Annotated in this window: 13 protein-coding genes, 2 tRNA genes and 2 rRNA genes; 15 read left to right on the forward strand and 2 right to left on the reverse strand. The window is 42.6% G+C overall.

Annotation, left to right across the window (positions count from 1 at the left end; genetic code table 11):
* From dnaA to K1T76_RS00035, 7 genes are all read left to right on the forward strand, one after another.
* Positions 1-1,377, forward strand: a 1,377-nt coding sequence (gene dnaA / locus K1T76_RS00005) for a chromosomal replication initiator protein DnaA (protein ID WP_026438000.1), incomplete at its 5' end; no start/stop codon positions are given.
* A gap of 108 nt (positions 1,378-1,485) precedes the next feature.
* Positions 1,486-2,634: a DNA polymerase III subunit beta gene (dnaN, locus tag K1T76_RS00010; protein WP_019836213.1), complete on the forward strand. Its 1,149-nt coding sequence runs from the start codon at positions 1,486-1,488 to the stop codon at positions 2,632-2,634.
* Between the two features lie 37 nt (positions 2,635-2,671).
* Positions 2,672-3,754, forward strand: a complete 1,083-nt coding sequence (gene recF / locus K1T76_RS00015) for a DNA replication/repair protein RecF (protein WP_019836214.1) — start codon at positions 2,672-2,674, stop codon at positions 3,752-3,754.
* Between the two features lie 45 nt (positions 3,755-3,799).
* Positions 3,800-6,268: a DNA topoisomerase (ATP-hydrolyzing) subunit B gene (gene gyrB / locus K1T76_RS00020; protein ID WP_019836215.1), complete on the forward strand. Its 2,469-nt coding sequence runs from the start codon at positions 3,800-3,802 to the stop codon at positions 6,266-6,268.
* Between the two features lie 161 nt (positions 6,269-6,429).
* Entirely contained in the window at positions 6,430-6,792 is a 363-nt protein-coding gene (locus K1T76_RS00025) for a hypothetical protein (RefSeq protein ID WP_230243662.1), read from the forward strand.
* A 274-nt stretch (positions 6,793-7,066) separates the two neighbouring features.
* A complete protein-coding gene (locus K1T76_RS00030; RefSeq protein WP_230243663.1) occupies positions 7,067-7,243 on the forward strand; it encodes a hypothetical protein in 177 nt (58 codons plus the stop codon).
* 79 nt (positions 7,244-7,322) lie between these two features.
* Positions 7,323-8,192, forward strand: a complete 870-nt coding sequence (locus tag K1T76_RS00035; protein WP_230243664.1) for a hypothetical protein — start codon at positions 7,323-7,325, stop codon at positions 8,190-8,192.
* 232 nt (positions 8,193-8,424) lie between these two features.
* Here K1T76_RS00035 and K1T76_RS00040 read toward each other — a convergent pair whose 3' ends face one another.
* A complete protein-coding gene (locus K1T76_RS00040; protein WP_230243665.1) occupies positions 8,425-10,365 on the reverse strand; it encodes an ATP-binding cassette domain-containing protein in 1,941 nt (646 codons plus the stop codon).
* A 385-nt stretch (positions 10,366-10,750) separates the two neighbouring features.
* Here K1T76_RS00040 and K1T76_RS00045 point away from each other — a divergent pair, with 385 nt between their 5' ends.
* The 3 genes from K1T76_RS00045 (at position 10,751) to erpA (ending at position 13,427) form a co-directional block, all read left to right on the forward strand.
* Entirely contained in the window at positions 10,751-11,767 is a 1,017-nt protein-coding gene (locus tag K1T76_RS00045) for a putative solute-binding protein (protein WP_230243666.1), read from the forward strand.
* A 183-nt stretch (positions 11,768-11,950) separates the two neighbouring features.
* On the forward strand, positions 11,951-12,958 hold the full coding sequence (locus K1T76_RS00050; protein WP_230243667.1) for a putative solute-binding protein: 1,008 nt from the start codon (positions 11,951-11,953) through the stop codon (positions 12,956-12,958).
* Between the two features lie 133 nt (positions 12,959-13,091).
* Positions 13,092-13,427 carry an iron-sulfur cluster insertion protein ErpA gene (erpA, locus tag K1T76_RS00055; protein WP_004969742.1) on the forward strand — a complete coding sequence of 112 codons (336 nt, stop codon included), beginning with the start codon at positions 13,092-13,094 and terminating at the stop codon, positions 13,425-13,427.
* A 134-nt stretch (positions 13,428-13,561) separates the two neighbouring features.
* Here erpA and K1T76_RS00060 read toward each other — a convergent pair whose 3' ends face one another.
* Entirely contained in the window at positions 13,562-14,689 is a 1,128-nt protein-coding gene (locus K1T76_RS00060; protein WP_230243668.1) for an anhydro-N-acetylmuramic acid kinase, read from the reverse strand.
* Positions 14,690-14,752: 63 nt separating this feature from the next.
* Between K1T76_RS00060 and tyrS the strand changes: the two genes are divergently transcribed.
* The 5 genes from tyrS (at position 14,753) to K1T76_RS00085 (ending at position 22,420) form a co-directional block, all read left to right on the forward strand.
* Positions 14,753-15,985 (forward strand): tyrosine--tRNA ligase, encoded by a 1,233-nt coding sequence (gene tyrS, locus K1T76_RS00065; RefSeq protein WP_230243669.1) that lies wholly within the window; start codon positions 14,753-14,755, stop codon positions 15,983-15,985.
* A 1,264-nt stretch (positions 15,986-17,249) separates the two neighbouring features.
* Positions 17,250-18,788 (forward strand): 16S ribosomal RNA (locus tag K1T76_RS00070).
* A gap of 59 nt (positions 18,789-18,847) precedes the next feature.
* A tRNA-Ile gene (locus K1T76_RS00075) sits at positions 18,848-18,924 on the forward strand.
* Positions 18,925-18,994: 70 nt separating this feature from the next.
* A tRNA-Ala gene (locus K1T76_RS00080) sits at positions 18,995-19,070 on the forward strand.
* A 456-nt stretch (positions 19,071-19,526) separates the two neighbouring features.
* Positions 19,527-22,420, forward strand: a 23S ribosomal RNA gene (locus tag K1T76_RS00085).
* The 16S and 23S rRNA genes sit together here with 2 tRNA genes alongside, the layout of an rRNA operon.
* The last annotated feature ends 77 nt before the right edge of the window (positions 22,421-22,497 follow it).

Raw genomic sequence — 22,497 nt, forward strand, 5'->3', positions numbered from 1 at the left:
ATGCTTTGGACGGACTGCTTAAATCGCTTGCGACAAGAGCTCTCTGGAAATGTCTTTACAATGTGGATTCGCCCATTGGTGGCAGAAGAAGTTGAAGATACACTAAAACTTTATGCGCCTAATCCTTATTGGACGCGTTACATTCAAGAACATCATCTGGAATTGATTACCATTTTGGCAGAGCAGTTGTCTGAGGGGCGCGTGCGTAAGGTCGAAATTTTAGTCGATTCGCGCCCAGGTGCGATTTTATCGGCCAGTGAACAACCTGCGACCACCACTGCTGCGCTGGAATCTAGCCCTGCGCCTTTGGCCAAGCCTAAACGTGAAAAAGAAGAAAGTTCTGCAAAAAGCCGTAAACGCCTACTCAATCCGTTATTTACCTTTTCCTTATTTGTGGAAGGTCGTTCTAACCAAATGGCTGCGGAAACCTGTCGCAAGGTATTGACCCAATTGGGGGCTTCACAGCACAACCCTTTATTTTTGTATGGCCCAACAGGTTTGGGTAAAACTCACTTGATGCAAGCAGTGGGCAATGCGTTGTTGCAAGCCAAACCGAATGCACGGGTCATGTATATGACAGCAGAAAGTTTTGTGCAGGATTTTGTTAGCTCTTTGCAACAGGGGAAAGTCGAAGAATTTAAGAAAAACTGCCGCTCTTTAGATTTGTTATTGGTGGATGACATTCACTTATTGGCGGGTAAAGAAGCCAGTTTGGTCGAGTTTTTCTACACCTTTAACGCTTTATTGGACGAATCTAAACAAATCATATTGACTTCAGACCGTTATCCTAAGGAATTAACCGAATTGGATGCACGTTTGGTGTCACGTTTTTCTTGGGGTTTATCAGTCGGGGTGGAACCGCCAGATATTGAAACCCGAATTGAAATTTTATTAAAAAAAGCCGAAAGCAGCGCCGTGGATTTACCACGTAACTGTGCTTTATTTATTGCCCAGCAAGTGGTGGCTAATGTGCGTGAACTTGAAGGCGCACTCAATAAAGTGGTGGCAATTTCCCGTTTTAAAGGCACCCCAATTGATCTAGATGTGGTGCGTGAATCTCTAAAAGATGTCTTGGCAATTCGCGCGCGTACCATCAGTACCGAAAATATTCAGCGGGTAGTGAGTGAATATTTCCGCATTCCACTCAAAGAATTGGTGGGGCCAAAACGTACCCGTATTTATGCGCGTCCACGTCAGTTGGCAATGGGCTTGGCACGTGAGCTGACAGGTGACAGTTTCCCTGAAATTGGTATGGCGTTCGGTGGGCGTGATCACAGTACCGTGATGCATGCCTGTGAAAAAGTACAAAGCCTGCGTGAAGAAGATCCGATCTTTAACGAAGACTATAAAAACCTACAACGATTGTTGCAAAGTTGACCGAATTTGCTCAAATTCTGTTCTTGCCATGCAGCGGCTTTTGCCGCATAGTACACTGCTAAAAAACCTATTTTATACTCCAATCTTCAGTTGTTAGAGGAATGCACCGTGCGTTTAAAAATCGCGAAAGAAAGCTTACTGAATGTTCTGTCACATGTCGTAGGAGCGGTTGAACGTCGCCATACCTTAAATATTTTATCCAATGTCAAAGTTCAGGTGACTGAGCAAGCCTTAACCATTACTGGTTCTGACTTGGAAGTGGAGTTGGTTGCGAGTACGAATCTGACTGAAGGGGCATGTTTACAGGCAGGGGAAACCACAGTGCCTGCACGTAAACTGATGGATATTTGTAAATCTTTGCCAAGCGCAGCTTTGATTGATTTGCAAATCACTGAAGATCAACGTTGTATTTTAAAATCAGGCAATAGCCGCTTTGTGTTAGGCACTTTGCCTGCAGAAGATTATCCATTATTGGCCACAGAAAATGCTCAAGGCACGCAAGTGACCGTCACTGAGCGTGAGTTGAAGCGTTTGTTTGAAAAAACCGCGTTTGCTATGGCAGTGCAGGATGTACGCTTTTATTTAACTGGTACTTTGCTAGAAATTGATGAAAATCAATTGCGCGCTGTGACCACAGACGGTCACCGTTTGGCCTTGTGTGAAACAGCGGCTTCTTCGACCGCCACACAATTAATTCAAGCCATTGTGCCGCGTAAAGCTGTGGCTGAATTACAGCGTTTGCTGAGCATTGAAGATGAACAACTGGCACTTTTAATTGGGCGTGAATTGTTGAATGTGACCATTCGCACCCCAAGCCGTGACAAAGAACAAGCAGAAATTACCGTACGTTTTACCACTAAATTAATTGATGGTAAGTTCCCAGATTATCGCCGTGTGATTCCACGTGGTGGTGATAAAAACGTGCTGATCGCGCATGATGTATTTAAACAATCTTTACAGCGTGTGGCGATTTTAAGTAATGAAAAATTGCGTGGCGTATTCCTGAATTTTAGTGCGGACACCTTACAATTACGTGCCAATAACCCGGAACAAGATGAAGCAATTGAAGATTTAGCGATTCAATATGCCGATTCACCGTTGGAAATGTCATTTAATGCACAGTATTTATTGGACGTCTTAGGGGCATTGGATGGCGATGATGTATTGATGACCATGACCGAAGCCAACCAATCGGTATTGGTACAAGATCCAGCACATCAAGATCAAACCTATGTTGTGATGCCAATGCGTGTTTAAGTGAGCAGTTTATTTCAAGATTAAATCTAGCTGAATCATGCATATTACGCGTTTACATATCGAGCGTGTTCGGAACTTAAAAGCGGTTGCACTTCATGAGTTGCAGCCGTTTAACGTCTTTTATGGGCCAAATGGTTCAGGTAAAACCTCGATTTTAGAAGCGATTCATTTATTGGCGACAGGGCGTTCTTTTCGCACCCATATTCCTAAAAATTACATTCAGAACAGCAGCCAAGATGCGATTGTATTTGCCCAGTCTTTGACTGAAAAAATTGGTATGCAAAAAATGGCATCGGGTGAGCAGTTGATTAAGGTCAATGGTGACCCTGTTGCAACCCAAGGGCAATTGGCTAAAATTTTGCCTTTACAGCATATTGATCCACTCAGTACCGATATTATTGATCATGGTGCAAAACCACGACGACAACTACTGGACTGGTTGATGTTCCACGTGGAACCAGAGTTTTATCACGCTTGGCAATATTATTCACGTGCCTTAAAACAGCGTAATAGTCTGCTTAAATCACAGCGACATTTAAGTCTGTCAGACTTAGAACCGTGGAATAAAATGCTCAGTGATTATGGTGAGATTTTGCATCAGCAGCGCTTAGGAGCGGTGGAACAATGGCAGCAATTTTTTGCGCAAGATTTACAGTATTTACTGCCTGATTTACACATTAGTTTGGAATACAGCGCGGGCTTTCATACCGAAACAGGTTTGCTGAATGATTTGTGCAATTATCATCAAAAAGATGTGGAACGTCGCTATACCGAATATGGGCCACACCGTGCCGATTTACGCTTAAAAACCCCAATAGGCGATGCTGATGTGGTGCTGTCACGTGGGCAGAAAAAGCTATTGATTATGGCATTAAAACTGTCACAGATTGCAATGCTGCATGCGTCTAATAAGGAAACTGTGGTATTATTAGATGATCTGACAGCAGAATTAGATTTAAGCGCACAACAACGTTTAATTGAACGATTAAGCCAATTGGGTAGTCAAGTTTTTATTACCACTTTAGATCATCAATCCGTGCAACAACACTTACAAGCGTTGTCGATTCCTTATCGCTTATTTCAGGTCGATCACGGAACGGTGCAGGCTGTTGAGCAATAATTTTTTTTATCTTTGGATAGACCTATTTTTCACTAGGGAGAAACCATGAGTTCAGAAGATCAATCTGCCTCTACTACAGAACAAACCATTGAAAAGGCTTATGATTCCTCTAGTATCAAAGTATTGCGTGGCCTAGATGCTGTTCGTAAACGCCCAGGCATGTATATCGGTGATACAGATGATGGTACAGGTTTGCATCACATGGTGTTCGAAGTAGTCGATAACGCTATTGATGAAGCTTTGGCGGGTCATTGTGATGAAATCTTGGTGACTATCCATGAAGATGAATCTGTTAGTGTATCTGACAATGGTCGTGGTATTCCAACTGATATTCACCCAGAAGAAGGTGTTTCTGCGGCACAGGTTATTCTGACGATTCTGCACGCAGGTGGTAAGTTCGATGACAACAGCTATAAAGTGTCGGGCGGTTTGCACGGTGTGGGTGTGTCAGTGGTCAACGCTTTATCGAGTAAACTTGAATTAACGATTAAACGCGCGGGTCAAATTCACCAACAGGAATATCGTCATGGTGATCCGCAATATCCTCTGACAGTGGTCGGCGAAACTGATCAATCAGGCACGACTGTGCGTTTTTGGCCAAGTGCTGAAACTTTTAGCCAAACCATTTTTAATGTGGATATTTTGGCGCGTCGCTTGCGTGAATTGTCTTTCTTAAACGCGGGCGTGCGTATTGTACTGCGTGATGAACGTGTCAATTTAGAACACATTTTTGACTATGAAGGCGGTTTGTCTGAATTTGTGAAATATATCAATGCAGGCAAAACCCATCTGAATGAGATTTTTCATTTCACGACACAGGCTGAAAACGGAATTACCGTAGAAGTTGCTTTACAGTGGAATGATTCCTATCAGGAAAACGTACGTTGCTTTACCAATAACATTCCACAAAAAGATGGTGGAACGCACTTGGCAGGCTTCCGTGCTGCGCTAACCCGTGGGTTAAACAACTACATGGAAAGCGAAAATATCCTGAAAAAAGAAAAAGTTGTGGTGTCAGGCGATGATGCACGTGAAGGTTTAACCGCGATTGTGTCGGTCAAAGTGCCAGATCCAAAATTCTCATCACAAACCAAAGAAAAATTGGTGTCGAGTGAAGTGAAACCTGCTGTTGAGCAGGCCATGAATAAATCTTTCTCCGAATATTTGTTGGAAAATCCACAAGCTGCAAAATCTATCGCGGGTAAAATTATTGATGCAGCACGTGCCCGTGATGCAGCGCGTAAAGCCCGCGAAATGACGCGTCGTAAGAGTGCTCTAGATATTGCAGGTTTGCCAGGTAAATTGGCCGACTGTCAGGAAAAAGACCCAGCATTATCTGAATTATATTTAGTCGAGGGTGACTCGGCAGGTGGTTCGGCTAAACAAGGTCGTAACCGTAAAATGCAGGCGATTTTGCCACTGAAAGGTAAAATCCTCAACGTGGAACGTGCCCGTTTTGACAAGATGATTTCATCGGCAGAAGTAGGTACTTTAATTACTGCTTTGGGCTGTGGTATTGGTCGTGAAGAATATAACCCAGACAAACTGCGTTATCACAAAATCATCATCATGACCGATGCTGACGTAGATGGTTCACATATTCGTACCTTGCTCTTGACCTTCTTCTTCCGTCAAATGCCAGAATTGGTCGAGCGCGGTCATATTTATATCGCACAGCCACCATTGTATAAGCTGAAAAAAGGCAAGCAGGAACAGTACATCAAAGATAACGATGCTTTAGAAACCTATTTAATTTCTAATGCGATTGATGAACTGGAGTTGCATGTGAGTGCTGATGCACCTGCAATTCGTGGCGAGGCTTTAGCCAAAGTGATTGCTGATTATCAAACATCACAAAAGAGTTTGAGTCGTTTAACGCTGCGTTATCCTGCAAGTCTGTTGGATGGTTTATTGGAGCTAGATGCCTTTAAAATTGATCAAGCAGCAGATCAGGCCTATGTGCAACAATGGGGCGAGCAATTACGTCAAAGCATTGAACGATTACAGCCAAGTTTGCGTCCTGAATTAAGCATCGAACAGTTTGAAAAAGAAGATGCGGATGGTCAAAAATCTGCAACGTATTGGCCACGAATCACGGTATATGTGCACAACTTGCCACATACTTATTTGCTAGACACAGGTTTGCTAGGTTCAGCTGAATATGCACGTTTGCTGAAGAATTCAAAAAGCTGGTTTACGCTGCTTGAAGAAGGTGCATACTTGGAAAAAGGTGAACGTAAAATTACTGTCAACAATTTCCATCAAGTGTGGCAACACATTTTACAAGACTCGCGTCGCGGCATGATGATTCAGCGCTATAAAGGTCTAGGTGAGATGAACGCGGAACAGCTTTGGGAAACCACCATGGACCCAGAAAACCGCAATATGTTGCAAGTCACCATTGATGATGCCATTGAAGCAGACCGCATGTTCTCTTGCTTAATGGGCGATGATGTAGAACCACGTCGTGCCTTTATTGAAGAAAATGCCTTAAATGCAGATATTGACGCTTAATTCGTCCAAATCATCCGCATAACCCAAAGCACTCTACGGAGTGCTTTTTTGTGTTTGGCTTTTGTTGTTGTCATGATTCATCCAAATAACTTTTATAAAACTGACTTATTGTTCTGTCATGCTGAGCCACATTAAGCCAAAAATAGAAGAGAATCATTAAGATGGATAATCAATTAGAACAAGCACGTGATGCATGGGTGAATGCCTTTTTTACTGGCAATGTGGAGCTGTTAGCACACTATGAAGATGAGGATTTTAAAGTTGTTTATACGGCAGAATCATGTGTGGAAAATCGTGAAACACGTTATGCCAATATTCAGCATGCAGTAAATAATGGTGTCTGGAAACCGATCAAACCGAATGTTGAATCAGAAGAATATGAGTTCGATCGTGAGCAGGTTAATTGTCGGATTCAAATTGGTTTGGCGGATGATCAAGGGTATATTCAAGAAATCTGGCGCTATATTCAGGGCTGGAAAATACAAGAATTATGTATCAGTAAAGTAAAAGTGGCTGCTGAATAGCCGCGAATTTTTGTGAATCACTAAGATTCAATGACCCAAAGCAATCATCAAGGAATGTGCTGATTTGGCCTTAATTGGGGTTTTGAATTTAAAATAATGGTTGATTTAAGGTGTGGATAACTGATTTTTAGCTTTTAAATTTAAATTTCAGTTTTTGAATTTAAAAGTTGTGCTGAGTTTTAAATTCAAACTTTCTTGCTTGGTGACTAAGTCGGCATATTTTTATTATGAATAGGTAGTGTCATACAACTGTAGTGTATTGCGGGATTGATAAATGAAAATAAACAAACGCAAGACGGCATGTAAACAACTTGAGCGATCAGTTACAGGACTTCAAGACACAAAACGCAACCTTGACCAACAAGCAACTACAAGCATTAGGGATGCAAGTATCCAAGTTAAAGAAATAAATGAGCCTAAAAAGAGTTATGGAATGAGATTTGGCAGATAACAATGTAAATTACATTTATTAAAGGAAATATTAAAAAAACTTTAATATTTAATGACTAAAATTAAATAAGTGATAAAAAATGAAAAAACTATTCGCATTGAGTTTACTAGTATCATCGACATCAGTCTTTGCAGCTTTACCTCCGTTTACACCCCAAAACCTAGAAGGATTTAAAGGTGTTCAAAGAGATAGTATGTCTCGCTTGAGAGTTAATCTCACAGTTTCTAGTAATAATGATGCTGGAGAGATTAGTATTTCTAATTTCACTTTATGTTCAGCAACTGCTTGTTGGAAAGCTGAGGTTAATAAAGATGTACCTGTTGTAAATAGTAGTACCACTAGAGGGCACCTAGTAGCAGATGTATTCATTCCAAAGAATGAAAAAATTAGAGAAGTTTTCTTTGAACCGACTACAGGTAAACAGTCAATTGAAGGTGATTTAAAGTTTAAAGAAGCAGTGAAAATTGATCCAGAATATCAAGGACAAAATTTATATATTGTTTTAGATAAAACTAATAAAGGAAATGGTGTATTCCGCTATTTTCCAGTAGCTAGTACTTCGTTACCTTTTAACCCTGAACTAAAATATTATCTAATTGATCCAAAGTTTAATCAGTCAATTAATTTGAATAGTAAAAGTACGATTACTTTTCCATCTAAATTCTTGGCTCAACCTCAACTATTCACTATTGCTGAGCATAACGTAGGTAAGAAATTTCCAATGCTTGATATATACCCTTATATCAAGGGAAGTAATAACCTCAAGATTAAGTTAGCCGAAGTAAATAAAGGTGCTAATACTAATACAGCGAATCAGATAGCAAAATCATTAAATTTTTCGGAAATAAATTCTACTGAAACTCGTTTAATTGAGGGATCAGATACTCCAGTCGTGCCGCGCAACAAGTCTCTATGGCTACGGCTGCTGCAACTTGTGCATCTACAATAAGCTCTAATTTAGCGAGTTATTGAAGCCTTTTGACAAGTACAGGGGGAGTAAAGATTTCAGCATGTGAAATTAATGACTCGGGTTTTTATGGTATGGTGATTGTGAAGATAAACTAAATATTAAAAACTATTAGAAATGTGGTTTATGAGTATGCCACATACAGAATGTATCTTCTATCCAATATCATAAGATTTAACCCTATTTCGCATAGGGTTAAATCTCATCGATATGCTTATTCAAAACTGCTTTCGAGTTCTTCTAATTCCATCATCAATTCAAGCATGTGTTCTTCTGCCTGTGCCAATTTGGTTTTCAGATCATTTTGTTCATTCATGAGTTTGAGCAAATCATCTTTACGGTTGGCATCGTAAAGGGCAGGATCTGCCAGTCCGGTTTCAATTTCAGTCAGACGCGGTTGAATTTTTTCAATTTGCGCTTCGTATTTTTCAATATTTTTACGAATAGGGCGAGTTTGTTCACGGCGGTGTGCTGCCAATTTACGTTGCGCTTCTTTATCTACTTTGGCGAGGTTGGTTTTGCTTTCAACCACTGGACTTGGATTGGATGGGGCTGTGTTAGATGAGCTTTGTTTAAGCATGTCTGAACGGGCTTGGCGTAACCATTGGGCATAATCCTGTAAATCGCCTTCAAACTCTGTGCATTGTCCTGCGTGAACCAAGAGTAAGTCATCACAGACACTGGCAATCAATTGACGTTCGTGTGACACCAATACCACTGCACCTTCATAATCCTGTAAAGCCATGGTGAGGGCATGTCGCATATCTAAGTCTAAATGGTTGGTCGGTTCGTCCAGAATCAGTACGTTAGGGCGTTGCCAGACAATTAAAGCCAAAGCCAAACGCGCACGCTCACCTCCTGAAAAACTTTCACAAGGCGTGTCCATACGTTCACCACTAAAGCCAAAACTGCCTAAAAAGGCGCGTAAAGTGGCTTCGCTGATTTTTTTATCGGCAATGCGTGATAGTTGTAGCATCGGGCTGGCAGTATCATCCAAAGCATCCATTTGATGCTGCGCAAAATAGCCAATATTGAGTAACTCTGAGGCTTTACGAGTACCTGACAATAATGCCAATTCACCCACTAAGGATTTAATTAAAGTCGACTTACCTGCGCCGTTCATCCCCAATAAACCAATACGGCTGGTCGGAGTAATTTGTAGGTTAATTTTGCTGGCAATCACTTTGTCTGCATAACCAATGCTGACGTGTTCCAAGGTCAGTAACGGCGAACTCATTTTGGTCGGTTCACGGAAACTGAAGGTAAATGGGGTATCTACATGTGCGGGGGCAAGCAATTGCATGCGTTCCAATTGCTTGATACGGCTTTGTGCCTGCCGTGCTTTGGTGGCTTTGGCTTTAAAGCGATCAATATATTTTTGTAAATGTGCACGGGTTTCTAATTGTTTTTCATACGCTTGTTGATGTTGTGCCAAGCGTTCACTGCGAGTGGTTTCAAAGGTTGAATAATTGCCTGTATATAAAGTCAGTTCGCTATTTTCAATATGTAAAATATGATCGGTAATGGCATCTAGAAAATCACGGTCATGGGAAATCAGCACCAAAGTTCCCGTATAGGCTTTGAGCCAGTCTTCTAACCATAAAATTGCATCTAAGTCTAAGTGGTTGGTTGGTTCGTCCAGTAACAATAGTTCTGAGCGACTCATTAAGGTGCGTGCTAAATTTAAACGCATCCGCCATCCACCTGAAAAACTACTGACCGCCAAGCTGTTTTGATGTTCCATAAAACCTAAACCTGCCATGAGTTGTGCGGCTTTGGCAGGTGCGGTATAACCATGAATTTCATCAAAACGACCATGCAAATGCGCAAGTTGGTCATTATTTAATTGTTCGGGATGTTGTAGTTGTTGTTGAATGTTCCAGTATTCTTCATCACCCGATAGCACAAAATCAATCGCAGGCAAATCCAATGCTTTAACTTCCTGTGCCATGTGCGCCACAGTCCAGCCTTGTGGACGGCTTAGCATACCTTCATCTGGAGTTAAGCTGCCCAAAAGCGCAGCAAATAAACTGGATTTTCCTGCACCATTGACGCCTGTAAGACCGACTTTCCAGCCTGGATGGATTTGCATAGACGCTTTTTGAAATAAAACACGTCCACCGCGGCGTAAAGAAACTTGGTCAAGTTGAATCATGGTGCTTACTGGTCACAACAAAAGTTGGGCATATTCTAATGTAAGCCCGCTAGAAAACAAAAATAAGCCTAGTTTTATTTGTGATTTGCGAAAAATCTCTTTTGTGATGCTTAAAAACTACGTTGCAGCAACAAAATTTTTTATAACTTTGTAAACAAGCGCAAAAGACGTGCATGTTGTAAACGATTTGATTTTAATCTAAATCTATAAAATATATGTGAATTATGGAATCAAAGTGATAGCTTAAATAAGGCAGTATAAGTTTTGGCAGAATTGACAGACGAAATTTGAGTAAATGCTCTATTTTTTTAATTTGAACTTGCTTAATATTTGTTTCGTGTACGGACACTCAAAAAAAAAAAAAATCTGTAGAAGGATCGAAACAATGAAAAAAATATGGGTCAGCACAACATTGACTGCATTCGCAGCGATCGGTTTTAGTGCTCAGGCGCAAGCAGCAAAAGTAGATGTATGTGTCTTTGACTTACTGGGTAAGTCAGGTGAATCTTTTCAAATGGCACAAGAATGGGCGCTAGCCGCAAAAGGCTGGGGTGCAGAAGTCAATTTAATTGCGCGTCAAGATGAAGCTGTTGCAGACAATGACTTTAAAGCAGGCAAATGTGATGGGGTATTTATGACTGCCATGCGTGCCCGTCAATACAATAAGTTTGCAGGGTCAATTGATGCTTTAGGTGGTGCACCAAATAATGCGATTGCACAACGTGCCATCAGTTTTGCTTTAGACAAACGCAATGCTGCGAAAATGGTCACCAATTTAGGTGGAAAGAAATATGAAGTTGCGGGTATTTCACCTTTAGGTTCGGCATTCATTTTTGTGCGCGACAAGAATATCAGTTCGATTGAAAAAGCAGCAGGGAAAAAATTTGCGGTATTGGGCTATGATGATGCACAAAAAATTATGGTGCAGCGTGTAGGTGCGCAAGCCGTCATTTCTGATGTGTCTAACTTTGTGGCAAAGTTTAACAATGGTCAGGTCGATATGGTCGGCGCGCCTGCCTATGCGTACAAACCTTTAGAAATCTACAAAGGTTTAGCTAATAACGGGGCAATGTTTAATTTCCCTGTATTACAAGTGACCGCAGACTTTGTAATTCGTCCTGAACAATTCCCTGCAGGCTTTGGACAAAAATCACGAGATTGGTTTGTAAAAAACCTACCTAAAGCGATGAGTATGATTAATCGTTTAGAAGGTGAAATTCCAGCCAAATATAAAATGAACCTGAGCGCAGAAGATAAAACCAAATATCAAAAAATGCTGCGTGATGGACGTATGGATATGACCAAACGCGGCATTTATGACCCTGCTATGATGAGTGTGTTAAAACGTGCTCGTTGTTCTGTCGAAAAAACCAATTTTGAATGTTCACTGGGTGGTGAATAGATTGATTTTTAATAAAAAACCTAGAAAATTCTAGGTTTTTTTATATTGAAAGATTTGTCAATTGAGCCATATCAGCCAGAGATTAAAATTCGTTAATCTAAGCGTGATGAGAAGAACAGTGATGCAAAATTGAAGTTTAGATCAACTGTGCGCAGAAAAACAAAAAATAGAAGGAATTAGGAAATGAAACAATGGACGAATGCTTTATTATTTGGTGCAGGCTTGTCTTTAGCCGCCAGTACAGTGCAGGCCAAACAAGTGGTTTGTGTATTCGACTTGGTCGGTAAAAATGGTGATGTCTATAACTTAATGCAAGACTATCAATTGGCGGCCAAAAACTGGGGTGCAGAGATTGAGTTACGCGTAGGTCAAAACGAAGGCGTGATTGCAGAAGATTTTAAAGCAGGAAAATGTGATGGTATTAGTGTGACGGGCATGCGTGGTCGTCAATTTAACCATTTTACAGGCTCATTGGATGCAATTGGCGCGATTCCAGATTTAAAACTGGCAGTCAAAGTCATGCAAGGTTTGGCAAGTCCTGCTTTCGCCAAATATATGCGCAATGGCCAGTATGAAGTCGCAGGCGTCATTCCCGTGGGTGATGCCTTTTTGATGGTGAATGACCGCAGTATTAATAGTGTCGCGAAAGCTGCAGGAAAAAAAATTGCGGTTTTAGATTATGACCAAGCGCAAAAAATTATGGTACAGCAAATTGGTGCGCAAGCAGTAAGTGCCGATGTCACCAATTTTGGCAGTAAATTTAACAATGGTCAGGTTGATATTATTGGTGCGCCCGCTGCGGTATTCCGCCCTTTGGAACTCCACAAAGGTTTAGGTACTAAAGGTGCGATTGTGAATTATCCAATTTTACAAGTCACGGGCAATATTATTATCCGTCCTGATAAATTCCCTGCAGGATTTGGTCAAAAATCACGTGATTGGGTGAAAGGGCAGTTACCACGTGCCTTTGATATTCTGGGTAAAATGAAAGCTGATATTCCTGCAAAATATTGGATGCAAGTGCCTGCAGCAGATCAACCGGGTTATCAGAAAATGATGCGTGAATCGCGGATTGACTTAACCAAACGTGGTGTTTATGACAAACGCATGATGAAATTATTATGGCAATTCCGTTGTAAACAAGCGCCAACCAATTTTGAATGTGGTTTGCAGGACGAAAATTACAAATAATTGGAGAATCTTGAGGTAAACACTCAGAATTCACTTTAATTCTGCATCACTGTCCCAATATTGAGTATGCTATACTTGATAAGTGGTCTTTTTGTAGAAAAGACATCTGAATTGTACCTGAGGAAAATCCATCATGAATGCCCAAGCACTTGAGCTCACCGACAACGCTGCTAAAAAAGTTCGCCAATTGCGTGACAGTGAAGGTAATCAAGACTTAATGCTACGTGTATATGTGACGGGTGGCGGTTGTTCAGGCTTTTCTTATGGCTTTAACTTTGCAGAAAGCCAAAATGAAGATGATGCAGAATTTGTGAATGGCGATGTAAAAATGCTGGTCGATTCGCTCAGCTATCAATATTTAGTTGGCTCGGTCGTGGACTATATTGAAGGCTTGGAAGGTTCGCGTTTTGTGGTACAAAACCCGAATGCAACTACGACTTGCGGTTGTGGTTCTTCATTCTCAATCTAAGTGAAATTTAAATATTTTTGAGTATCAGCATCTGAAAAAGTAGATTGATGCGCTCAAAATGATCAAAGCCTTTCCTATATTATAGAATAGGAAAGGCTTTTTTTTTGCTACTGATCTGGTTTAAAAGTGCATCCTTAAACTAAAGTCATGGTACCTAAAATACGATCACCTTTTGCCCCTGTGACCGCAGGTAAATTGCCACTTAATTGCTGACAAAAACGCATCGCTAACCAAGCAAAGGCGGTGGCTTCGACCCATGTCGGGTTTAATCCTAAATCGGCTGTGCTTTGTACTGTCCATTGATGTTTACGCAAACGCCAACGCAATTGTTCGAGCAAATAAGAATTATAGGCACCACCACCACAAACATAGACTTCGCCCGTATCCATGCCCGAACGATAAATGGCTTTTTTAATCGCGCGGGTGGTGAGCTTTAATAAAGTCGCCTGAATATTTTCAGGATTATCTTCCAGCTCGTTATATTCCACATCATTACGCCAATCGGCAACCTGTTCATCTAACCATTCCAAGTTAAAGTCTTCGCGCCCTGTACTTTTAGGCGGTTCTTTAGAGAAAAAAGCATGCGCTTGCAAACGGTCTAACAAGCTGCGAATCGGATGGCCATACGCCGCCCAATTGCCATTTTCATCATAAGGTTGTCCTGTGTAACGCTCACACCAAGCATCCATTAAAATATTGGCAGGTCCAGTGTCAAAACCTGACACTGCTTCGGGCTGTCCTGCGGGCAACAAACTGACATTGGCAATACCACCTAAATTTAAAATTACCCGATGGATACTGGGATGTTGGAATAAATTTTGATGGAACGCGGGCACCAAAGGCGCACCTTGTCCACCTGCAGCCATGTCACGACGACGAAAATCTGAAATTACAGGAATTTGAGTAATTTCAGTGATAATGTTCGGATCGCCAATTTGTAAAGTAAAAGCATGTTCAGGACGATGACGAATGGTTTGACCATGCGAACCAATCGCTTTAATTTGAGATCTATCCAGTTTATTTTTTTCAATCAGGTTGTTAATACCATGTCCAATCATGGTGGCTAAAGCCACATCTGCCTTGCCCATGCGGTCAATTTCATTGTCACCGGGCAAAGTCAGTGCCATAAGTTCGTCGCGTAAATCGGGATCAAAAGGCAAAGTCAGGGTAGCGTGGAGTTGCAGTGGATCAAAAGAAGCAGCAACAAGATCGACACCATCCATGCTTGTGCCCGTCATTACCCCAATATAGATCGCTGTCATGGTTATTCTATAGCCTGCAATATGCTGAAAAAGTGTTAGTATATCGCACAAATTGAATAACTGATGTGTTTGGATTTCGTGATGTCAAATTTCCTGCCGGCTGAAGAACAACTTGCTCTCATTCAACGAGGCACGCATGAAATTATTTCTGAAGAAGATCTTCTAAAGAAATTAAAAGAGAATCGTCCTTTAAAAATTAAGGCGGGGTTTGACCCGACTGCACCTGATTTACACTTGGGGCATACGGTATTAATCAATAAATTAAAAGTATTCCAAGACTTAGGTCACGAAGTCTTTTTCTTGATTGGCGATTACACCGCCATGATTGGTGACCCAACGGGTAAAAGTGCAACACGTCCGCCGTTGTCACGTGAAAAAGTCTTAGAAAATGCCAAAACTTATCAGGAACAAGTTTTTAAAATTCTTGATCCAAATAAAACCAAAGTGGTGTTTAACTCAGAATGGTTTGCAACGAAAACTGCAGCAGATTTAATTCAGTTGGCATCGCAGCAAACCGTAGCGCGTATGTTAGAACGTGATGACTTCACCAAGCGTTATAACAATCAGCAACCGATTGCGATTCACGAATTTTTGTATCCGCTGGTACAAGGTTATGACTCGGTGGCATTACGCGCCGATGTAGAGTTGGGCGGTACAGACCAGACTTTTAACTTGTTGATGGGACGTACCTTGCAAGGTCGTTATGATCAGGAAGCTCAGGTTTGTATTACTGTGCCAATTCTTGAAGGTTTAGATGGCGTGAATAAAATGTCTAAATCTTTAGGCAACTATATTGGCGTGTTTGATGCACCGGGTGCGATGTATCAAAAAGTCTTGTCGATGCCAGATAGTCTGATTGAGCGCTATTTTGAATTACTCAGCTTCAAGTCGATGGAGGAAATTGAAGTGTTGCTCAAAGAAATGGCAGAAGGTCGGAATCCTCAAGAAATCAAAAAGATTTTGGCACTCGAATTGGTGGAGCGTTTCCATGGTAGCGAAGCCGCAGCCAATGCCCATAAAGGTGCGGGTAATATCATTACCGAAGGTGAATTACCTGAAGGTACGCCAGAAGTCACGATTTCGCGTGCTGAATTTGGCGGTGAATTATTTATTGCTTCTATTGTACGTGCTGCGGGTTTAACTAAAAATGCTGCACAAGCCAAAGATGCTGTGGCGCGTGGCGCAGTGAAAGTAGATTGGAATGTAGTCGATGCAAGTTTTTCGATCAAAGAAAATGCAACGCATATTATTCAGGCAGGTAAAAAAGCAATTGCCAAAGTTACGTTCACAGACTAGAACTATTCTAAGTGATTGAAATACAAGCAGGCTTCGGTCTGCTTTTATTTTCTGTTTGGTATATTTATTATATGAATAAGTAAATTCAAAAAAAACCTATAAAAACAACACTTAAATTTTGCCAAACATCTTGCAATTTTGCTCAGTTATGTATAAGATTCACCCATCTAGACACAGTGTACAAAACAGATCTAGAGGGTACTTATAACGATAGCTCCACAATTTACAAGTCCCTTCCCCAAGGGACTCTTTTTTTTGTATAACTATAATAACGATATATGGATCGCATATAGATTCAACTCCGAGGGAGAGATTTTGGGAGAGATCTCTTTCTTTTTTTTGCCTTTGGTTTTGTTGTGGTTTATATCTAAAGGTAAAATGTAAAGCTCCTTCTCTTTGTTTTATAAAATATTATTAGGCCTCTTGCGAAAGTATAGTTTATCTAATTTTTGAATTGGCTAAAACCTGATAAAATATAGCTTTCAGCTATTTAAAACTTGACTAACACAAGAAGTCTATTGAAGTTTTAAAACCTGATTTGAATTTTAAGGCTACATTTATAAGTAAAACCTCTTGTAAGCGGTGCATATAGATGGGTCGATCCACATTTGCTGAACACCAACTTTTAATTAGCGGTAAAACCACCACACGGGTATAAAATCAATGATAAATATACGCCGTATGTACGAATGTGATTTGGGACCATGCAAAAGAATTTTTAACTGAAATGTAAAATTTTTTAGATGTCGAAAGACGAAAAGAATCGTATACATTGGCAATCGTTGATTACAGCATGAAAAATTTGACTGATTTGAGTCCACAAAAATATGGATAAAAACATTCTTTGTATTTTGTAGATGTGAGTTTTTATTAAAATTTGATGAAAAAATAGCTAAAAAATTAAAAAACCAAGCAATTTTGTAGAAAAAAAATACATACGTGAAAAATATTCTAATTTAGGGCTTGCAAAGATTTTGAAATCCCCTAGAATGCACTCATCCCGACGCGAAACAGCCTACGAACTTAGCTTACAGGGTTAGGTTATTAGAAGAGTTTTGCGTTAAAATTTCTACTGACGAGGTAGAAATTGAGATCATTAAGAGATTATGAAGAACAACTTGTGTGGATTTTTACTGGTTGATTGATCGAAATTATTTTCATTGATTGATTGGTTTAAATTACTCGAAGTTTATTTGAGCGAAATTTAAGTCAGAAAATTGATGAGCCAGATTTGGTCACTTCGAATAAAGTGACAAAATGATTTTAACTGAAGAGTTTGATCATGGCTCAGATTGAACGCTGGCGGCAGGCTTAACACATGCAAGTCGAGCGGGCGAGGTTGCTTCGGTAACTGAGCTAGCGGCGGACGGGTGAGTAAAGCTTAGGAATCTGCCTATTAGTGGGGGACAACATTCCGAAAGGGATGCTAATACCGCATACGTCCTACGGGAGAAAGCAGGGGATCACTTGTGACCTTGCGCTAATAGATGAGCCTAAGTCGGATTAGCTAGTTGGTGGGGTAAAGGCCTACCAAGGCGACGATCTGTAGCGGGTCTGAGAGGATGATCCGCCACACTGGGACTGAGACACGGCCCAGACTCCTACGGGAGGCAGCAGTGGGGAATATTGGACAATGGGGGGAACCCTGATCCAGCCATGCCGCGTGTGTGAAGAAGGCCTTTTGGTTGTAAAGCACTTTAAGCGAGGAGGAGGCTTACCTGGTTAATACCTGGGATAAGTGGACGTTACTCGCAGAATAAGCACCGGCTAACTCTGTGCCAGCAGCCGCGGTAATACAGAGGGTGCGAGCGTTAATCGGATTTACTGGGCGTAAAGCGCGCGTAGGTGGTTAATTAAGTCAAATGTGAAATCCCCGAGCTTAACTTGGGAATTGCATTCGATACTGGTTAGCTAGAGTATGGGAGAGGATGGTAGAATTCCAGGTGTAGCGGTGAAATGCGTAGAGATCTGGAGGAATACCGATGGCGAAGGCAGCCATCTGGCCTAATACTGACACTGAGGTGCGAAAGCATGGGGAGCAAACAGGATTAGATACCCTGGTAGTCCATGCCGTAAACGATGTCTACTAGCCGTTGGGGGATTTGATCCTTTAGTGGCGCAGCTAACGCGATAAGTAGACCGCCTGGGGAGTACGGTCGCAAGACTAAAACTCAAATGAATTGACGGGGGCCCGCACAAGCGGTGGAGCATGTGGTTTAATTCGATGCAACGCGAAGAACCTTACCTGGCCTTGACATAGTAGAGACTTTCCAGAGATGGATTGGTGCCTTCGGGAATCTACATACAGGTGCTGCATGGCTGTCGTCAGCTCGTGTCGTGAGATGTTGGGTTAAGTCCCGCAACGAGCGCAACCCTTTTCCTTACTTGCCAGCATTTCGGATGGGAACTTTAAGGATACTGCCAGTGACAAACTGGAGGAAGGCGGGGACGACGTCAAGTCATCATGGCCCTTACGGCCAGGGCTACACACGTGCTACAATGGTCGGTACAAAGGGTTGCTACACAGCGATGTGATGCTAATCTCAAAAAGCCGATCGTAGTCCGGATCGCAGTCTGCAACTCGACTGCGTGAAGTCGGAATCGCTAGTAATCGCGGATCAGAATGCCGCGGTGAATACGTTCCCGGGCCTTGTACACACCGCCCGTCACACCATGGGAGTTTGTTGCACCAGAAGTAGGTAGTCTAACCGCAAGGAGGACGCTTACCACGGTGTGGCCGATGACTGGGGTGAAGTCGTAACAAGGTAGCCGTAGGGGAACCTGCGGCTGGATCACCTCCTTAACGAAAGATTGACGATTGGTAAGAATCCACAACAAGTTGTTCTTCATTGATGTATCTGAGGGTCTGTAGCTCAGTTGGTTAGAGCACACGCTTGATAAGCGTGGGGTCACAAGTTCAAGTCTTGTCAGACCCACCATGACTTTGACCTAGATTGAATCAATCAAGTTACAGGAATTGAAGATACATCGAATCACAGATGATAAGCTGGGGACTTAGCTTAGTTGGTAGAGCGCCTGCTTTGCACGCAGGAGGTCAGGAGTTCGACTCTCCTAGTCTCCACCAAATTTCAAGATCAGAAAACTTAAAGCACTGCTTTAAGGCTTTTCCTTGAAATTTAAGCAAACAGCTATGCTGTGCGCAGGCACACATATACTGGAGCTTTAAGCTAAAGATTACAGAATTTAGTAAATAGGTTAAATCGTAAAGATTTAATGATTTATTAAATTCTGTGATTTATCACAGTGAACTACTCGCTGACGAGGCGGTAGGAAATCATTAACAGATTGGCAAAATTGAGTCTGAAATAAATTGTTCAACTCATTTAATTCAAGATTGACAGTAATGCTTCGGTGTTACGGTTTAATTACGAATTGAAATGAGCACTAGCAAATTAACTGAATCAAGCGTTTTGGTATATGAATTTAGATTGAAGCTGTACGGTGCTTAAGTGCACAGTGCTCTAAACTGAAATGTTGAAGTTACTAACTTGTAGGTAACGTCGACTGTTTGGGGTTGTATAGTCAAGTAATTAAGTGCATGTGGTGGATGCCTTGGCAGTCAGAGGCGAAGAAAGACGTGATAGCCTGCGAAAAGCTCCGGGGAGGCGGCAAATATCCTTTGATCCGGAGATATCTGAATGGGGGAACCCACCTACCTTAAGGTAGGTATTGCAACATGAATACATAGTGTTGCAAGGCGAACGAGGGGAAGTGAAACATCTCAGTACCCTTAGGAAAAGAAATCAATTGAGATTCCCTCAGTAGCGGCGAGCGAAAGGGGAAAAGCCCATTAAGTTATGTGTGTTTTAGTGGAATGCTCTGGGAAGTGCAACCATAGTGGGTGATAGTCCTGTACACGAAAGGGCACACATAATGATGACGAGTAGGGCGAGGCACGTGAAACCTTGTCTGAATATGGGGGGACCATCCTCCAAGGCTAAATACTCCTGACTGACCGATAGTGAACCAGTACCGTGAGGGAAAGGCGAAAAGAACCCCTGTGAGGGGAGTGAAATAGATCCTGAAACCGCATGCATACAAGCAGTGGGAGCCGACTTGTTCGGTGACTGCGTACCTTTTGTATAATGGGTCAGCGACTTATATTCAGTAGCGAGGTTAACCGAATAGGGGAGCCGTAGAGAAATCGAGTCTTAATAGGGCGTATAGTTGCTGGGTATAGACCCGAAACCGGGTGATCTATCCATGAGCAGGTTGAAGGTTGGGTAACACTAACTGGAGGACCGAACCCACTGTCGTTGAAAAGCCAGGGGATGACTTGTGGATAGGGGTGAAAGGCTAATCAAACTCGGTGATAGCTGGTTCTCCCCGAAAGCTATTTAGGTAGCGCCTCGGACGAATACCATTGGGGGTAGAGCACTGTTTCGGCTAGGGGGTCATCCCGACTTACCAAACCGATGCAAACTCCGAATACCAATGAGTACTATCCGGGAGACAGACTGCGGGTGCTAACGTCCGTAGTCAAGAGGAAAACAATCCAGACCGCCAGCTAAGGCCCCAAAATCATAGTTAAGTGGGAAACGATGTGGGAAGGCATAGACAGCTAGGAGGTTGGCTTAGAAGCAGCCACCCTTTAAAGAAAGCGTAATAGCTCACTAGTCGAGTCGGCCTGCGCGGAAGATGTAACGGGGCTAAAACTATGTGCCGAAGCTGCGGATGCATAATTTATTATGCGTGGTAGGGGAGCGTTCTGTAAGCCGAAGAAGGTGTATTGAGAAGTATGCTGGAGGTATCAGAAGTGCGAATGCTGACGTGAGTAACGACAAAACGGGTGAAAAACCCGTTCGCTGAAAGACCAAGGGTTCCAGTCCAACGTTAATCGGGGCTGGGTGAGTCGACCCCTAAGGCGAGGCCGAGAGGCGTAGTCGATGGGAAATTGGTTAATATTCCAATACTTCAGTGTAATGCGATGAGAGGACGGAGAAGGTTAAGTCAGCCTGGCGTTGGTAGTCCAGGTGAAAGGAAGTAGGCATGCATCTTAGGCAAATCCGGGGTGCTCTATGCTGAGATCTGATAGCAAGCTGTACTTGTACAGTGAAGTGGCTGATACCCTGCTTCCAGGAAAAGTCTCTAAGCTTCAGTTACACTGGAATCGTACCCGAAACCGACACAGGTGGTCAGGTCGAGTAGACCAAAGCGCTTGAGAGAACTCTGCTGAAGGAACTAGGCAAAATGGTACCGTAACTTCGGGAGAAGGTACGCTGTTGACGGTGATGGGACTTGCTCCCTGAGCGGTTGACAGCCTCAGAAACCAGGCCGCTGCAACTGTTTATTAAAAACATAGCACTCTGCAAACACGAAAGTGGACGTATAGGGTGTGATGCCTGCCCGGTGCTGGAAGGTTAATTGATGGGGTTAGCGTAAGCGAAGCTCTTGATCGAAGCCCCAGTAAACGGCGGCCGTAACTATAACGGTCCTAAGGTAGCGAAATTCCTTGTCGGGTAAGTTCCGACCTGCACGAATGGCATAATGATGGCGGCGCTGTCTCCAGCAGAGGCTCAGTGAAATCGAATTCGCCGTGAAGATGCGGTGTACCCGCGGCTAGACGGAAAGACCCCGTGAACCTTTACTGCAGCTTGACATTGAACTTTGACCTTACTTGTGTAGGATAGGTGGGAGGCTTTGAAACTTGGACGCTAGTCCGAGTGGAGCCGTCCTTGAAATACCACCCTGGTAATGTTGAGGTTCTAACTCTGTCCCGTTATCCGGGACGAGGACCATGTCTGGTGGGTAGTTTGACTGGGGCGGTCTCCTCCTAAAGAGTAACGGAGGAGTACGAAGGTGCGCTCAGCGTGGTCGGAAATCACGCGTAGAGTATAAAGGCAAAAGCGCGCTTAACTGCGAGACCCACAAGTCGAGCAGGTACGAAAGTAGGTCTTAGTGATCCGGTGGTTCTGTATGGAAGGGCCATCGCTCAACGGATAAAAGGTACTCTGGGGATAACAGGCTGATACCGCCCAAGAGTTCATATCGACGGCGGTGTTTGGCACCTCGATGTCGGCTCATCTCATCCTGGGGCTGAAGCAGGTCCCAAGGGTATGGCTGTTCGCCATTTAAAGAGGTACGCGAGCTGGGTTTAGAACGTCGTGAGACAGTTCGGTCCCTATCTACCGTGGGCGCTGGAAATTTGAGAGGATCTGCTCCTAGTACGAGAGGACCAGAGTGGACGAACCTCTGGTGTACCGGTTGTGACGCCAGTCGCATCGCCGGGTAGCTATGTTCGGAAGGGATAACCGCTGAAAGCATCTAAGCGGGAAGCCTACCTCAAGATAAGATTTCCCCGAGGCTTTATGCCTCCTAAAGAGCCGTTGAAGACTACGACGTTGATAGGTTGGATGTGGAAGCATAGCGATATGTGAAGCTGACCAATACTAATTGCTCGTGAGGCTTGACTATACAACACCCAAGCAGTTGTTGTACGAACTTCGAAAGAAGTGAGGATCAATCGATTTCATATTGATCTAACGATCAAA

Origin of the sequence: Acinetobacter sp. PW68 (assembly GCF_020982655.1) — a bacterium.
Lineage (GTDB): Bacteria > Pseudomonadota > Gammaproteobacteria > Pseudomonadales > Moraxellaceae > Acinetobacter > Acinetobacter towneri_A.

What these genes read in the sequence shown, in the direction of transcription:
- recF (WP_019836214.1), top strand. Translation starts at nt 2,672, where the DNA reads ATGCATATTACGCGTTTACATATCGAGCGTGTTCGGAACTTAAAAGCG.
- gyrB (WP_019836215.1), top strand. Translation starts at nt 3,800, where the DNA reads ATGAGTTCAGAAGATCAATCTGCCTCTACTACAGAACAAACCATTGAA.
- K1T76_RS00025 (WP_230243662.1), top strand. Translation starts at nt 6,430, where the DNA reads ATGGATAATCAATTAGAACAAGCACGTGATGCATGGGTGAATGCCTTT.
- K1T76_RS00030 (WP_230243663.1), top strand. Translation starts at nt 7,067, where the DNA reads ATGAAAATAAACAAACGCAAGACGGCATGTAAACAACTTGAGCGATCA.
- K1T76_RS00035 (WP_230243664.1), top strand. Translation starts at nt 7,323, where the DNA reads ATGAAAAAACTATTCGCATTGAGTTTACTAGTATCATCGACATCAGTC.
- K1T76_RS00040 (WP_230243665.1), bottom strand. Translation starts at nt 10,365, where the DNA reads ATGATTCAACTTGACCAAGTTTCTTTACGCCGCGGTGGACGTGTTTTA.
- K1T76_RS00045 (WP_230243666.1), top strand. Translation starts at nt 10,751, where the DNA reads ATGAAAAAAATATGGGTCAGCACAACATTGACTGCATTCGCAGCGATC.
- K1T76_RS00050 (WP_230243667.1), top strand. Translation starts at nt 11,951, where the DNA reads ATGAAACAATGGACGAATGCTTTATTATTTGGTGCAGGCTTGTCTTTA.
- erpA (WP_004969742.1), top strand. Translation starts at nt 13,092, where the DNA reads ATGAATGCCCAAGCACTTGAGCTCACCGACAACGCTGCTAAAAAAGTT.
- K1T76_RS00060 (WP_230243668.1), bottom strand. Translation starts at nt 14,689, where the DNA reads ATGACAGCGATCTATATTGGGGTAATGACGGGCACAAGCATGGATGGT.
- tyrS (WP_230243669.1), top strand. Translation starts at nt 14,753, where the DNA reads ATGTGTTTGGATTTCGTGATGTCAAATTTCCTGCCGGCTGAAGAACAA.